Annotated in this window: 14 protein-coding genes; 5 read left to right on the top strand and 9 right to left on the bottom strand. The window is 67.1% G+C overall.

Annotation, left to right across the window (positions count from 1 at the left end):
* Positions 1 to 25: 25 nt before the first annotated feature.
* Together L3V85_RS17115 and L3V85_RS17120 are read right to left on the bottom strand one after the other, a co-directional pair.
* The gene (locus L3V85_RS17115) at positions 26 to 745 is read right to left on the bottom strand and encodes a glycosyltransferase (protein ID WP_237680583.1); all 720 of its coding nucleotides are present in this window, start codon (positions 743 to 745) and stop codon (positions 26 to 28) included.
* Between the two features lie 41 nt (positions 746 to 786).
* A complete protein-coding gene (locus tag L3V85_RS17120) occupies positions 787 to 1,266 on the bottom strand; it encodes a YhbY family RNA-binding protein (protein WP_237680236.1) in 480 nt (159 codons plus the stop codon).
* Between the two features lie 33 nt (positions 1,267 to 1,299).
* Between L3V85_RS17120 and L3V85_RS17125 the strand changes: the two genes are divergently transcribed.
* The 5 genes from L3V85_RS17125 to L3V85_RS17145 all read left to right on the top strand — a co-directional run bounded on the left by L3V85_RS17125 (position 1,300) and on the right by L3V85_RS17145 (position 6,805).
* Positions 1,300 to 1,968 carry an RlmE family RNA methyltransferase gene (locus tag L3V85_RS17125; RefSeq protein WP_237680237.1) on the top strand — a complete coding sequence of 223 codons (669 nt, stop codon included), beginning with the start codon at positions 1,300 to 1,302 and terminating at the stop codon, positions 1,966 to 1,968.
* A 167-nt stretch (positions 1,969 to 2,135) separates the two neighbouring features.
* Positions 2,136 to 4,052 (top strand): ATP-dependent zinc metalloprotease FtsH, encoded by a 1,917-nt coding sequence (gene ftsH / locus L3V85_RS17130; RefSeq protein ID WP_237680238.1) that lies wholly within the window; start codon positions 2,136 to 2,138, stop codon positions 4,050 to 4,052.
* A gap of 109 nt (positions 4,053 to 4,161) precedes the next feature.
* Positions 4,162 to 4,980, top strand: a complete 819-nt coding sequence (gene folP / locus L3V85_RS17135; protein WP_237680584.1) for a dihydropteroate synthase — start codon at positions 4,162 to 4,164, stop codon at positions 4,978 to 4,980.
* Positions 4,977 to 6,314 (top strand): phosphoglucosamine mutase, encoded by a 1,338-nt coding sequence (glmM, locus tag L3V85_RS17140; protein ID WP_237680239.1) that lies wholly within the window; start codon positions 4,977 to 4,979, stop codon positions 6,312 to 6,314. The genes folP and glmM overlap by 4 nt, the downstream gene beginning before the upstream one ends.
* On the top strand, positions 6,311 to 6,805 hold the full coding sequence (locus L3V85_RS17145) for a GNAT family N-acetyltransferase (protein WP_237680240.1): 495 nt from the start codon (positions 6,311 to 6,313) through the stop codon (positions 6,803 to 6,805). Before glmM ends, L3V85_RS17145 begins: the two co-directional genes overlap by 4 nt.
* Before the next feature lie 80 nt (positions 6,806 to 6,885).
* On the opposite strand, the gene L3V85_RS17150 is transcribed toward L3V85_RS17145, so the two are convergent.
* The 7 genes from L3V85_RS17150 to L3V85_RS17180 form a co-directional block, all read right to left on the bottom strand.
* Entirely contained in the window at positions 6,886 to 8,157 is a 1,272-nt protein-coding gene (locus tag L3V85_RS17150) for an acyl-CoA dehydrogenase family protein (protein WP_237680241.1), read from the bottom strand.
* Positions 8,158 to 8,188: 31 nt separating this feature from the next.
* Positions 8,189 to 9,298 carry a phosphotransferase gene (locus L3V85_RS17155; RefSeq protein WP_237680242.1) on the bottom strand — a complete coding sequence of 370 codons (1,110 nt, stop codon included), beginning with the start codon at positions 9,296 to 9,298 and terminating at the stop codon, positions 8,189 to 8,191.
* 18 nt (positions 9,299 to 9,316) lie between these two features.
* On the bottom strand, positions 9,317 to 10,036 hold the full coding sequence (locus L3V85_RS17160) for a Crp/Fnr family transcriptional regulator (RefSeq protein ID WP_237680243.1): 720 nt from the start codon (positions 10,034 to 10,036) through the stop codon (positions 9,317 to 9,319).
* Between the two features lie 61 nt (positions 10,037 to 10,097).
* Complete coding sequence (locus L3V85_RS17165; protein ID WP_237680244.1) at positions 10,098 to 10,877, bottom strand: oxepin-CoA hydrolase, alternative type; 780 nt, start codon at positions 10,875 to 10,877, stop codon at positions 10,098 to 10,100.
* 11 nt (positions 10,878 to 10,888) lie between these two features.
* Positions 10,889 to 12,409 (bottom strand): 3-hydroxyacyl-CoA dehydrogenase, encoded by a 1,521-nt coding sequence (locus L3V85_RS17170; protein WP_237680245.1) that lies wholly within the window; start codon positions 12,407 to 12,409, stop codon positions 10,889 to 10,891.
* Between the two features lie 131 nt (positions 12,410 to 12,540).
* Positions 12,541 to 13,698, bottom strand: a complete 1,158-nt coding sequence (locus L3V85_RS17175; protein WP_237680246.1) for an MFS transporter — start codon at positions 13,696 to 13,698, stop codon at positions 12,541 to 12,543.
* Complete coding sequence (locus L3V85_RS17180) at positions 13,695 to 14,702, bottom strand: D-2-hydroxyacid dehydrogenase family protein (protein WP_237680247.1); 1,008 nt, start codon at positions 14,700 to 14,702, stop codon at positions 13,695 to 13,697. The genes L3V85_RS17175 and L3V85_RS17180 overlap by 4 nt, the downstream gene beginning before the upstream one ends.
* Positions 14,703 to 14,788 lie beyond the last annotated feature (86 nt).

Raw genomic sequence — 14,788 nt, forward strand, 5'->3', positions numbered from 1 at the left:
GCAGCAGGTGCTGCCCCACCGTCACTCACTCTTTCCAGTATTGCGCAACCCAGCTCGCCGGCCGGATGAACCGGAAGGCGCGGTTGCGGCGTCCCGCCAGTGCGTCCGGCGGGTTGCATTCGCCATGGAACACCATGACGCGCGCACCTTCGGGCACGAAAGGCTCTTCCCAGTAGTTGGTCGGCCAGGTCGGGATGCCGTGATACTTGAAGCTCGGGCACCAGGCCGCGGGCCAGTAGGCCAGCTTGCCCTGCTTGTGGAGCATGTCCGACAGGTAGGCCTGCTCGTTGCGATATTCCGCCTGCACCTTGTCCATGTTGGCGCGCAGGTAGGCCAGGATGTCGGCGTGGGCGCCGATCTCGAAGCGGTAGACCGAAGAGTTGCCGGTGATGCGTTCGCGCCGCCAGGGGCGGGGGTAGTCGTGAATGATCAGGAACTCGCCGGGCTGCTCGAAGAAGGCGTCGAGGCTGCCCACGACCACCACGTCCAGGTCGAGGAAAAGGGCGGTACCGCGCAGGCCGTACAGGTCTTTTTCGAAGGTCGTGAGCTTCTTCCAGCCGCCGTCGCGCTGGCCGGGGGCCAGGTTCAGGTTGAGCTGCGGAATCGGCAGGCACGTCACTTCGGGGTGGATGCCGTTGCCGTCGTCGGTCAGGCACACGAACTTGAAGTCGCCGCTGAGGTTGCGGCGCACCATGCCGTAGAGCCGGTTGACGTATTCGGGGCCGTATTTCGTGCCCCACTTCATGCAGAGAATATGGCGCTGGGCGCCTTGCGCTGCCACCGGCCTCAGTCCGCCTGGTTGCGCTTCTTGGCCGACAGCGGCCGCTTGGCCTTGGCGCGCTTGATGGTGCCGCCGGGGGTGAGGCGCTGGTTGCCGAGCACGCGCAGCGTCTTGATTTCAGGGCGCTGGCCGCCGCGCTTGCTGTACTTGACGATCTTCACGTCGCGCGGGCCGGGCATGCGGTCTTCGTCGATCACGCGCTCTTTTTCGGGCTTCGGACGCCACAGCACCAGCAGCTTGCCGATGTGTTGAATGGGGGCGGCGTCGAGCTCGTCGGCCAGTTCGCGCAGCATGGCGTCGCGGGCGAGGCGGTCGTCGGAGAAGACGCGGATCTTGATCAGGCCATGGGCCTTGAGCGCCGCGTCGGCTTCTTTCTTTACGGCAGGGGTAAGCCCGTCTCCACCGACCATGACGATCGGATCCAGGTGGTGAGCTTCGGCGCGGTGCACCTTGCGCTCGGCAGGGGTAAGTTGAATGGCGGGCATCCCCGTATTATCGACGCGTACACGAAGACCCCCATGAGCACCAAAGCCAAAAGCAAAAAAGTCAACAAAGCGTGGCTTCACGACCATATCAACGACCCCTATGTGAAGCTCGCCACCAAGGAGGGTTATCGCGCGCGCGCCGCCTACAAGCTCAAGGAAATCGATGAGTCGCTCGGGCTCGTCAAGCCGGGCCAGCTGGTGGTCGACCTCGGCTCCACACCCGGAGCCTGGAGCCAGTACCTGCGCCGGCGCATGTCGCCCGACGGCGCCGCGGCCGGCGAACTGAACGGCACCATCATTGCCCTGGACATCCTGCCGATGGAGCCCATCGAGGGCGTGACCTTCCTGCAGGGCGACTTCCGCGAAGATGCGCTGCTGCAGCAGCTGCTTGGCGTGCTGGCTGGACGCAAGGCCGACCTGGTGGTGTCCGACATGGCGCCCAACCTGTCGGGCATCCATTCGGCCGATGCCGCCCGGGTGGCGCACCTGATCGAGCTTGCAATCGACTTCGCCCAGCATCACCTGAAGCCCGAGGGCGCGCTGGTGGCCAAGCTCTTCCACGGCAGCGGCTACGACGACCTGGTGAAGCTGTTCAAGGCCAATTTCCGTATCGTGAAGCCCTTCAAGCCCAAGGCCTCGCGGGACAAATCGTCCGAGACCTTCCTCGTCGGAGTGGGTCTAAAGGCCTCAGATACGCATTGATACCTTGCCGCCGGGCGTCGGTACAGGGCGCAAACCCCTGTCAGGCTATGGCTGCTTTAGGGAAATGCCCGCTTTTCGCAGCTTGAAAAGCCTAAAATGGGGCGCAATTGCGTACCCACAGCGCGTATTTTCATTTTGCCGTCACGCGCTTTCGACTGGAGCTTCGTTTGAACAATCAGTGGTTTTCCAAAGTTGCCGTATGGCTCGTCATTGCCATGGTGTTGTTCACTGTGTTCAAGCAGTTCGACACCCGCGGTGGGGTCGGCTCGGGAGCAGTCAGCTACTCCGAGTTTCTGGACCAGGTCCGGAATAACCAAATCAAGAGCGCCGTCATTCCCGAAGGCGCGGCCGGCGGCGAGATCGTCGCCGTCACCAACGACGATCGCAAGATCCGCACGACCGCCACGGTGCTCGACCGCGGCCTCGTGGGCGACCTGATCGACCACAACGTCAAGTTCGACGTCAAGCCGCGTGAAGAGGGCTCGCTCCTCATGACGCTGCTGGTCAGCTGGGGCCCGATGCTGCTGCTGATCGGCGTGTGGATCTACTTCATGCGCCAGATGCAGGGCGGCGGCAAGGGCGGGGCGTTCAGCTTCGGCAAGAGCAAGGCCCGCATGATGGACGAGAACAACAACACGGTGACCTTCGCCGACGTCGCGGGCTGCGACGAGGCCAAGGAAGAAGTCCGTGAAGTGGTCGACTTCCTGAAGGACCCGCAGCGCTTCCAGAAGCTTGGCGGCCGCATTCCGCGCGGCCTGCTGCTGGTCGGCCCTCCGGGTACCGGCAAGACCCTGCTGGCCAAGTCGATCGCCGGCGAAGCCAAGGTGCCTTTCTTCTCGATCTCGGGCTCCGACTTCGTTGAAATGTTCGTCGGCGTGGGCGCTGCCCGTGTCCGCGACATGTTCGAGAACGCCAAGAAGAACGCACCCTGCATCATCTTCATCGACGAAATCGATGCTGTGGGTCGTCAGCGCGGTGCCGGTCTCGGCGGTGGCAACGACGAACGCGAGCAAACCCTCAACCAGATGCTGGTCGAGATGGACGGTTTCGAAACCAACCTCGGCGTGATCGTGGTGGCTGCCACCAACCGCCCGGACATCCTGGACGCCGCGCTGCTGCGCCCGGGCCGCTTCGACCGTCAGGTGTACGTCACGCTGCCGGACATCCGCGGCCGCGAACAGATCCTCGGCGTGCACATGCGCAAGGTCCCGCTGGGCCAGGACGTGAACCCGAGCGTCATCGCCCGTGGCACCCCCGGCATGTCGGGCGCCGACCTGGCCAACCTCTGCAACGAAGCAGCCCTCATGGCCGCCCGCCGCAATGCGCGCGTGGTCGAGATGCAGGACTTCGAGAAGGCCAAGGACAAGATCTTCATGGGCCCCGAGCGCAAGAGCATGGTCATGCCCGAGGAAGAGCGCCGCAACACGGCCTACCACGAGTCCGGCCACGCCCTCATCGGCAAGCTGCTGCCCAAGTGCGACCCGGTCCACAAGGTCACGATCATCCCGCGCGGCCGCGCCCTCGGCGTGACCATGAGCCTGCCGTCGCAGGACCGCTACAGCTACGACCGCGAATACATGCTGAACCAGATCAGCATGCTGTTCGGTGGCCGCATCGCCGAAGAAGTGTTCATGCACCAAATGACCACCGGCGCCAGCAACGACTTCGAGCGCGCGACCTCCATCGCCCGCGACATGGTCACGCGCTACGGCATGACCGACGCGCTGGGCCCGATGGTCTACGCCGAGAACGAAGGCGAAGTGTTCCTGGGCCGCTCGGTCACCAAGACCACGAACATGAGCGAGCAGACCATGGAAAAGGTCGACTCCGAAGTGCGCCGCATCATCGACGAGCAGTACGCCCTGGCGCGCAGCCTGATCGAAGAGAACAGCGACAAGATGCACGCGATGGCCAAGGCGCTGCTCGAGTGGGAAACCATCGACAGCGAACAGCTCGACGACATCATGGCCGGCCGCGCACCGCGTCCGCCCAAGGACTGGACGCCGCGCATCCCGCCTTCGGGCAGCGGTGGCAGTGGTGGCACGCCGGCCGTCAATCCCGACCCGGCGCCCACAGCGGCCTGAGGTGGGCTTGATCTCAAGCGATAACGGGGCCTCTGGCCCCGTTTTTCATGGTGGCGCTGCCGTCTGGCAGACCTCGCGTTTTCGCATCGACCTTGCGCAACCGCGCGTGATGGGCATCGTCAACGTCACGCCCGACTCGTTTTCCGATGGCGGCGCGCATGCGTCCACCAGCACCGCGCTCAAGCATTGCGAGCAGTTGCTGAAAGAGGGCGCCGACATCCTCGACATCGGCGGCGAATCGACCCGCCCCGGCAGTCCCGCCGTACCGCTCGACGCGGAACTGGCGCGCGTGCTGCCGGTGGTGCGCGAAGCGGTGAAGCTCAACGTGCCGCTGTCGATCGACACCTACAAGCCCGAAGTCATGCGCGCAGTGCTCGACCTGGGCGCGGACATCGTCAACGACATCTGGGCACTGCGCCAACCCGGCGCGCGCGAAGCCGTGGCGGCGCATCCGTCCTGCGGCATCTGCCTGATGCACATGCACCGCGACCCGCAGACGATGCAGGCCGTGCCGATGAGCGGCGACGTGATTCCCCAGGTGCTGTCGTTCCTGCAGGCGCAGGTACAACTGCTGCGCGCGCTGAAGGTCGACGCCTCGCGCATCACGCTCGATCCGGGCGTGGGCTTCGGCAAGACCGTGGCGCAGAATTTCGCGCTGCTGGCGCGACAACGCGAACTGCTCGATGGCGGCGGCCTGCCGCTGCTTCTGGGCTGGTCGCGCAAATCGTCGATCGGTGCCGTCACGGGCATCGAGGCGGCGGGAGAGCGCATCGTGCCCAGCGTTGCCGCGGCGGTGCTGGCGGTGGACCGCGGCGCGGCCGTGGTGCGCGTTCACGATGTGCGCGACACGGTGGCAGCCATCGCCGTATGGCGCGCCATGAGGGCGGAAGAACCAAGACAAACACAACAAGACAGAGAGCAACCATGACCCGTAGATATTTCGGCACCGACGGCATTCGCGGCACCGTCGGCCAGGCGCCCATCACCCCCGACTTCGTGCTGCGCCTGGCGCATGCCGTGGGCCGCGTGCTCAAGAAGAGCCAGGCCCGCCCGACGGTGCTGATCGGCAAGGACACCCGCATCTCGGGCTACATGCTCGAGTCGGCGCTCGAATCGGGCTTCAATTCGGCGGGCGTCGACGTGGTGCTGCTCGGCCCGCTGCCTACGCCCGGCGTGGCGTACCTCACGCGCGCCCAGCGCGCGAGCCTCGGCGTGGTGATCAGCGCCAGCCACAACGCCTACCCCGACAACGGCATCAAGTTCTTCAGCGCGCAGGGCACCAAGCTCGACGACGCCTGGGAGCTGGCCGTGGAAGCCGCGCTGGAAGAAGATCCGGTGTGGGTCGACTCCGCGAACTTGGGCAAGGCCCGCCGGCTGAACGACGCGCCCGGCCGCTACATCGAGTTCTGCAAGAGCACCTTCGCCAACGACCTCACGCTGCGCGACATGAAGCTGGTGGTCGATGCGGCGCACGGCGCGGCCTACCAGGTGGCGCCCAACGTGTTCCACGAACTGGGCGCGGAGGTGAGCAGCATCGGTGTCTCGCCCGACGGGCTGAACATCAACAAGGGCTTCGGCGCCACCCATCCCGAGGCGCTCGTGGCCGCGGTGACGGCGCAGGGGGCTGACTACGGCATCGCGCTCGACGGCGACGCCGACCGCCTGCAGCTGGTCGACGCCAGCGGGCGCCTGTTCAACGGCGACGAACTGCTCTACCTGATGGTGGCCGAGCGTATTGCGCGCGGCGAGAAGCCCGTGGGCGTGGTCGGCACGCTCATGACCAACAAGGCCGTCGAAGTCGCGCTGCGCGGTCTCGGCATCGAATTCGTGCGCGCCAAGGTGGGCGACCGCTACGTGCTCGAGGAGCTCGACAAGCGCGGCTGGCTGCTGGGCGGCGAAGGTTCCGGCCATCTGCTGGCGCTCGACCGTCACACCACCGGCGACGGCATCGTCAGCGCACTCCAGGTGCTGCAGGCCTGCGTGCGCAGCGGCAAGACCGTGGCGCAGTTGCTCGACGGCGTCACGCTGTTCCCGCAGACGTTGATCAACGTGCGCATCGCGCCCGACCAGAACTGGAAGGACAACAAGGCGCTGGCCGCCGAAACCGGGCGCATCGAGGCCGAACTCGGCGACGCCGGCCGCGTGCTGATCCGCGCCAGCGGCACCGAGCCGCTGGTGCGTGTGATGGTCGAGGCTCGCGATGCGAAGCTGGCCGAATCCTGCGCAAGACGCCTGGCGGCCACGCTGGAGCCCGCGCAATGAGCGCGGGCACGCAGATCGAGGTCTTCCTGGCCGACTACCGCGACGCGGCCCAGGCAGCCGCCGTGGTGGCGCTTCTCGACGCCTATGCGAGAGACCCGGCCGGCGGTGGAGAGTCGCTCGGCCCCGCGGTGCTCCAGGGCCTTCCGGCCGCCTTGGCGGCGCGGCCGCAGGCCTTCAGCGTGCTCGCGTTCGAGGGCGGGCAGCCCGTGGGGCTGATCAACTGCCTGGAGGGCTTCTCGACCTTCGCCTGCAAGCCGCTGGTCAACGTGCACGACGTGGTCGTGCTGGCCAGCCATCGCGGCCGGGGCGTGGCGCGGAAGATGTTCGCGCTGGTCGAGCAGGAGGCCCGCAGGCGCGGTGCCTGCAAGCTCACGCTCGAAGTGTTGTCCGGCAACAAGCCCGCGCTGCGTACCTACGAGCGCGAAGGCTTCTCGAACTACCAGCTCGACCCGGAATTCGGGCACGCGGTGTTCCTGCAGAAGAAGCTCTGACAAGAAAAAGGGCCGGGGCGAGTTGATCGCCGTCGGCCCTCACCCCAGCCCCCTCCCCGCGGGGAGAGGGAGCAAGTCCATCAGAAGCGCGTCACCGGCATGTCGGCGTCGGCCTTGTTCGGCGCGTACTTGCCCAGTTCCCACTTGGCGATCGCGTTGCGGTGCACTTCGTCCGGGCCGTCCGCGAAGCGCAGCGTGCGAGCGCCGGCGTAGGCGTAAGCGAGCGGGAAGTCGTCGCACATGCCGCCGCCGCCATGGACCTGCATGGCCCAGTCGATCACCTGGCAGGCCATGCTCGGCGCCACCACCTTGATCATCGCGATTTCGTTCTTGGCGACCTTGTTGCCGGCCACGTCCATCAGCCATGCAGCCTTGAGCGTGAGCAGGCGGGCCATGTCGATCTTGCAGCGGGCTTCGGCGATGCGCTCCTGCGTCACCGTCTGCGAGGCGACGGTCTTGCCGAAGGCCACGCGCGAGGAGGCGCGCTTGCACATCAGCTCGAGCGCGCGTTCGGCCAGGCCGATCAGGCGCATGCAGTGGTGGATGCGTCCTGGGCCGAGGCGGCCCTGGGCGATTTCGAAGCCGCGGCCCTCGCCCAGCAGGATGTTGCCGACGGGCACGCGCACGTTCTCGAAGTACATCTCGACGTGGCCGTGCGGCGCGTCGTCGTAGCCCATCACGTTGAGCGGGCGCACGATGCGGATGCCCTTGGCGTCGGCGGGCACCACGACCATGCTCTGCTGCGAGTGGCGGGGCGCCTCGGGGTCGCTCTTGCCCATGGTGATGAACACGGCGCAGCGCGGGTCGGCGGCGCCGGAGATCCACCACTTGTGGCCGTTGATGACGTATTCGTCGCCCTGGCGCTCGATGCGCGTGGAGATGTTGGTGGCATCGCTCGATGCCACGTCGGGTTCGGTCATGGCGAAAGCGGAGCGAATCTGGCCTTCGAGCAGCGGCTTGAGCCAGCGTGCCTTGATTTCTTCCGAGCCGTAGCGCGCGATGGTTTCCATGTTGCCGGTGTCGGGCGCCGAGCAATTGAATGCTTCGCTGGCCCATGGCACCGCACCCATGATCTCGGCCAGCGGCGCGTATTCCTGGTTGGTGAGGCCCGCGCCGGAGTAGCCCGAAGCCGAAGCGCTGTCGACCGGCAGGAACAGGTTCCACAGACCCTGGGCCTTGGCCTTTTCCTTGACCTTCTCGACCGTCTTCAGCGCCGTCCAGCGCTTGCCTGCTGCCGTGTTGGCGGCGAGTTCGGCGCTGTACTCGGCTTCGGCCGGGTAGATGTTTTCGTCCATGAACGCCTTGACGCGTTTCTGAAGGTCTTTGGTCTTGGCCGAGTATTCGAAATCCATCTTCGTCTCCTGGTGGGTGTGGGGTCGGCGGTCAGGCCTTCTGGGCGAACTGCCAGGCCATTTCGGCCATGGGGCGCGCGCCGCGGGCCGAAGCCACGGCTTGCTCGCTCGATGCGGTGCCGGCCTCGACCCGCTTGGCAATGCCTTGCAGGATCGCGGCCATGCGGAACAGGTTGTAGGCCTGGTAGAAGTTCCAGTCGGGCGCCAGCGCCTCGGGTGTGCTGATGCGGGTGCGTTCGCAATAGCGGCGGATGTATTCGCTCTCGGTGGGAATGCCCAGCGAGGCGACATCCACGCCGCCGATGCCGCGCCCGGTGCTGGGCGGCATGTGCCACGACATGCAGTGGTAGCTGAAGTCGGCCAGCGGATGGCCCAGCGTGGAAAGCTCCCAGTCGAGCACCGCGATGATGCGCGGCTCGGTGGCGTGGAACATCACGTTGTCCAGGCGGTAGTCGCCGTGGACGATCGACACCTTGCTTTCGTCGCGCGCGCTCGCCGGCATGTGGGCCGGCAGCCAGTCGATCAGCCGCTCCATGGCCTCGATGGGCTGCGAGAGCTCGCCGGCACCGTCGGCCGAAGCCTTGTACTGCTTGCTCCAGCGGCCGATCTGGCGCTCGAAATAATTGCCGGGCTTGCCGTAGTCGGCCAGGCCGCGTTCGGCGAACTTCACAGTGTGCAGCGCCGAGATCACGCGGTTCATCTCGTCGTAGTGGGCCGCGCGCTCGGCATTGCTCATGCCGGGCAGCGACTGGTCCCACAACACGCGGCCCTGCATGAACTCCATCACGTAGAAGGCGCGGCCGATGACGGCTTCGTCCTCGCACAGGCAGTACATGCGCGGCACCGGCACGTCGGTGCCGGCCAGGCCGCTCATGACCTTGAACTCGCGTTCCACCGCATGGGCCGAGGGCAGCAGCTTGGCGACCGGGCCCGGCTTGGCGCGCATCACGTAGCTCTGCGTGGGCGTGACCAGCTTGTAGGTCGGGTTCGACTGGCCCCCCTTGAACATCTCGACCGTCAGCGGCCCCTTGAACCCGTCGAGGTTCTTCTCGAGCCAGGCGGAGAGCGCCTCGATGTCGAAGGCGTGCTGTTGCGAGACGGCGCGGGTGCCGATGAAGTTGGAGAAGTCCTGCTGGCTCATGTCGGTTTGTCTGGTGTTCTAGTTTTCAGCTTCCGAGACGCGCATCAAGGCCGCGCGATCCAGCACGACCAGGCCGCCCGGCTCGATCCGGATGGTGCCCTCGCGCTCCATCGTCTTGAGTTCCTGGTTGACCCGCTGGCGCGACGCGCCCAGCAGCTGCGCCAGTTCTTCCTGCGCGAGCTGCAGGCCGATGCGCATCTGGCTGCCGTCTTCCAGGTTCGGCACGCCGTAGCTGCGCACCAGGTGAATGAGCTGCTTGGCCAGCCGCGCCCGCAGGGGCAGGGTATTGAGGTCTTCCACCAGCCCGAACAGCGTGCGGATGCGGCGCGCCTGCAGCCGCATCAGCGCTTCGTACAGCTCCACGTGCGAGGCCAGGATCTTCTGGAAGTCGGCGCGCGCCACGCAAAGAATGGTGCTGTCGCCGTGCGAGTAGGTGTCGTGCGTGCGCCGGTCCCCGTCGAACATCGCCACGTCGCCGAACCAGATGCCCGGTTCCACGTAGGTCAGCGTCACCTGCTTGCCGGAGACCGCTGTCGAGCTGACGCGCACCGCGCCCTTGGCGCAGGCGATCCAGTGATCGGGCGGGTCGCCGCGGGCGGCGATCAGGTCGCCGTCCTTGTAGCGTTTGACGAAAGCACATCGGAGGATGTCGTGCCGTAGCGATGGAGATAGGGAAGAAAACCAGCGACCACTGTTGATCGCTTCACGTTCTTCGATGGTAAGAATGGGGTCGTCCATTGGTCTGTCCTCTCGGCGACTGAAAAGCTGATGGGTGTCACGGGAGCGACGCGGCGCACCGTCACTCGTATTGCGGCGGCTTTTTCTCCAGGAACGCGGCGATGCCGATGCCCGCGTTCGCATGGTGCAGGTTGCGCACGAAGTGGTCGCGCTCCTGCGACAGCTGCGAAGCCAACGTGGCGCCACGCGCGTCGCTCAGCAGCTCCTTGATGCTGGCCAGCGAGTTGGGCGCGCGGGCGTTGAGCTTGGCGGCCAGGGCCAGCGCCCCCGCCAGCGCCTGGCCGTTTTCGGTCAACTCGTTCACCATGCCCAGCGCATGCAGGCGCGGCGCGCCGATGCGCTCGCCGTTCATGAGCCACTCGCTCGCCAGCTGGCGCGGCAGTTGCTGCCCCAGGTGCCAGCTCAGGCCGCCGTCGGGCGACAGCGCCACGTTGCTGTAGGAGGCCGCGAAGACGGCGTCGCGCGCTGCCACCACGAAGTCGCAGGCCAGCGCCAGCGAGAAGCCGGCGCCGGCGGCGGCGCCCTCGACCGCCGCGATGATCGGCTTGGGGAAGGTGCGGATCGAGTCGATCCAGTTGTGCAGGCCCTCGATGCTTTCGGCCTGCACCGAGCGGTCGAGCTGGCGGTTGGCCAGCAGCCGCTGCAGCGAGCCGCCGGCGCAGAACCATTCGCCTTCGCCCACGATGACGACGCTGCGGATCTCCGCGCTGCCCTCGGCGCCGTTGAGCGCCTCGATGCCGGCGGCGTAGATCTCGGGGCCCAGCGCGTTGCGCTGGGTCGGGTTGGAGATGGTCAGCACCATGGTGCTGCCTTCGCTGGTGCTCTTGAGTTCGGCGGTCATGGCTTTCTTTTTTATTCTTCTTCGTGCAGCAGGCTCAGGCCCAGCGCGCCGCGACGGCGCAGCCACGGGCTCGGGCGATAGCGCGGATCGCCATACACCGTCTGCAGGTTGAACAGCACCTCGAGCATGTTGGTGGGGCCGAAGAGGTTGCCCATGGCCAGCGGGCCGCGCGGATAGCCCAGGCCCAGTTGCACGGCGGTCTCGAGGTCGGCCGGCGAGCACACGCGCTGCTGGCACATGTCGGCCGCGATGTTGACGATGGTGCCGATCACGCGCTGCGTGACGAAGCCGCCGCTGTCGCGGATCACGCTCACGGCCTTGCCGTCGCGAGCGAACAGGGCATGCGCGGCGTCGCGGATGTCGCGGCGCGTGGCCGGGTTGGTGGCGAGCACGCGGCGCTTGGTGGCGGCGTCGTCCACGAGCATGTCGATGCCGATGGTGCGGGTGGCGTCCAGGCGCTCGACGGCGGCGACCGTGGTCACGTCGAAGCCCAGGGGCGCCACCAGGATCAGCGAATGCGGCGCCGGGGCGGCGCCGCTGTCGATCTGCGCGCCCAGCGTGTTCACCAGGCGCAGCAGCTCGGCGCGGCGCGCGGCGCGCGGCGACACCCAGACCGAAGGCGTGCCGTCGACCACGGGCGCGGGCGCCTCGGGCGTCTGCTGCATCACGCCGTCGGTGTAGCGGTAGAAGCCTTCGCCGGTCTTGCGGCCCAGCGCGCCGGCAGCCAGGCGCTGCGCGGTGATCACGCTCGGGCGGAAGCGGGGCTCCTCGAAGTACTGGTGATAGATCGACTCCATCACCGGGTGCGACACGTCGAGCGCCGTCAGGTCCAGCAGCTCGAACGGGCCGAGGCGAAAGCCGGCCTGGTCCTTGAGGATGCGGTCGACGGTGGCGAAATCGGCCACGCCTTCGCTGACGATGCGCAACGCCTCGGTGCCGTAGCCACGGCCGGCGTGGTTGACGATGAAGCCGGGGGTGTCCTGCGCCTGCACGGCGCTATGGCCCATCTGTTTGGCGTAGCCCGCCAGTTGCGTGCAGACCTCGGAGGCGGTCTTGAAGCCCGCCACCACCTCGACCACTTTCATCAGCGGCACGGGGTTGAAGAAGTGGAAACCCGCGACGCGCTCGGGGCGCTTGAGCCCGGCCGCAATGGCCGTCACCGACAGCGACGAGGTGTTGGTGACCAGCGTGGCGCTCTCGGCCACCACGCCTTCGAGCTCGCGGAAGAGCTTGCGCTTGACTTCCAGGTCTTCGATCACGGCTTCGACCACGAGGTCGCAGCCGGCGAGCTCTTGAATGGCGTCGACCGCCTTGACGCGGGCGACGTACGCGTCGCGCTCGGCGGCGTCGATCTTGCCCTTTTCATGCAGCTTGTTCCATTGGGCGGCGAGGGCTTCGAGGCCGCGCTCCGCGGCGCCCGCGAAGCTGTCGAGCAGCAGCACTTCGCTGCCTGCCTGGGCGGCGATCTGCGCGATGCCGCGACCCATGGCGCCGGCGCCTATGACGCCGATTCGGGTGTAGTTCACTGTCATTTGCTGAAGATTTTCGCTGGTTGATTGGTATCCGGCCTGCCGCGCAGGCGTCGACGCAAGCGCTGTCGTCACCTCCGATTTTGCAGTTGTGCGCGGGCGGGGCGTGACGGGTTTTACGCGGGGGCGGAATTTCAGGCCGGACGGCGGCTGCGGTCGATGGCCGTGCTGAGCGCGATGGCCACCAGCATGACGCCGAAGCCGACCCAGCTCATCCAGGCCGCCGCGTCGTGCGCCAGCAGCCAGCCGCCGAGCGCCGCGCCCACGGCCTGGCCGGTGTAGATGCCGGAACTGTTGAGCGCCACCGAGCCTGGCGCGAGGGCCGGCGCCAGCCCCACCAGGCGGGCCTGCTGGGCCGAATTGGTGGCGAAGCAGCCCAACCCCCAGGGCACCAGCACCACGGCCAGCCAGGCGAGCGTGGAGGCCGTCGGCCACAGCAGCAGGCTCAGCGCGATCAGCACGGTCGTGATCAGCACCATGCGCCCGGCGCCGACGCGGTCGATGAAGCGGCTGACCACCATGTTGCCGATGAGCCCGCAGGCGCCGAACAGGGCCCACATCACGCTCAGCGTGGTGGCGTCCGCGCCGAAGCTCTGCTTGAGGATCGGGCCGAAATAACTGAACAGCACGAACTGACCGGTGCCCTGAAGGGCCGTGACGGACACGATGCCCATCAGCACAGGGCTGCGCAGCACACGCGACCAGGCGGCGGCAGTGAGCGCCGCCGGGCGAATGCCGTTCGGCAGGGTGAACCAGATCGATGCCGCGCTCACGACACTGAGCAGGGCAATCGCCCCGAAGGCCATGCGCCAGCCTAGGTGCCCGCCGATCAGCGCGCCGATGGGCAGGCCCAGCACCGAGGCCATCGACCAGCCCAGGAACACGAAGGTGACGGCGCGCCCGCGCTGCTCGGGCGGCACCAGCATGCCGGCGCAGGCCGCGGCCTGCGGCGTGAAGATGGCGGGTGCGATCACCGTGAGCATGCGCACCGGCAGCAGCGCACCGAAGCTGGGCATCAGCGCCGCGAGAGCATGGCCGACGGCGTACCAGAGCAGGGTGAGGGCGAGCAACTGGCGGCGATCCCAGCCCGCGACGGCGGCCGCCAGCAGCGGCGCGCCGATGCACATTACCGCCGCCGCGGCCGTGATCAACTGGCCCGCGGTGGCGACCGAGACGGCCAGCGAGGCGCTGATTTCATTGAGGGTGCCGGGCACGACCATCACGCCCGTGCCGATTACGAAATTGCCGGCCAACAGCGCCCAGAGCGCACCCTTGGGCGCGGGCCGGCTCACCGGCGAACCTGCAGCGCGCCGGGATTCACGATGTTCGTGGGATTGCCGTTGATGTAGCTCACGACGTTGTCGAAGGCCTGGCCGAAGTAGCTCTCGTAGCTTTCCTGCTCGACGTAGCCGATGTGCGGGGTGCAGATGCAGTTTTCGAGCCGCAGCAAGGCGTGGCCCTGCAGTGGCGGTTCGCTCTCGAACACGTCGATGGCGGCCAGCCCGGGGCGGCCCCGGTTGAGTGCCGCGAGCAGGGCATCCGCCTCGACCAGCTCGGCACGCGAGGTGTTGACGAACAGCGCCGTCGGCTTCATGCGGGAGAGATCCTCGAGCGTGATGAGGCCGTTGGTCTCATCGTTGAGCCGCAGATGGACCGACAGCACGTCGGCCGCGGCAAAGAACTCGTGGCGGTTCTGCGCCACCTGGAAGCCGTCGGAACGGGCCTTGGCGCAGCTGGCTTCACGCCCCCAGATCACGACCTGCATGCCGAAGGCCTGCCCGTAGCGCGCGACCAACTGGCCGATGCGGCCGTAGCCCCAGATGCAGAGCGTCTTGCCCTTGAGCACCGAGCCGAGCCCGAAGTTGGGCGGCATCGAGGCCGACTTGAGGCCCGACTGCTGCCAGGCCCCGTGCTTGAGGTTGCTGATGTACTGCGGCAGCCGGCGCATGGCGGCCATGATGAGCGCCCATGTGAGCTCGGCCGGTGCCTGGGGAGAGCCGGAGCCTTCCGCCACGGCGATGCCGCGCTCGGTGCAGGCCGCCACGTCGATGTGGCCGGCAACGCGCCCGGTCTGCGAGATGAGCTTGAGCTTGGGCAGCTTCTCGATGAGCTGCCGGGAGATCTGCGTGCGCTCGCGAATCAGCACGATCACGTCGGCGTCTTTAAGGCGAACCGAGAGTTGCCCGATGCCTTTGACCGTGTTGGTATAGACCTTGGCGGCGTACGCGTCCAGCTTGGCGGCGCAGCGCAATTTGCGCACGGCGTCCTGGTAGTCGTCGAGGATCACAATATTCATGGCGTGCCATTGTGCCTCGCAGCATTGGGATGTCGCACCCCCGAACGTTTGGATACCCACCGCCGACGGGCTCTCCCAGGGGTACC

Source organism: Variovorax paradoxus (assembly GCF_022009635.1).
Classification (GTDB): domain Bacteria; phylum Pseudomonadota; class Gammaproteobacteria; order Burkholderiales; family Burkholderiaceae_C; genus Variovorax.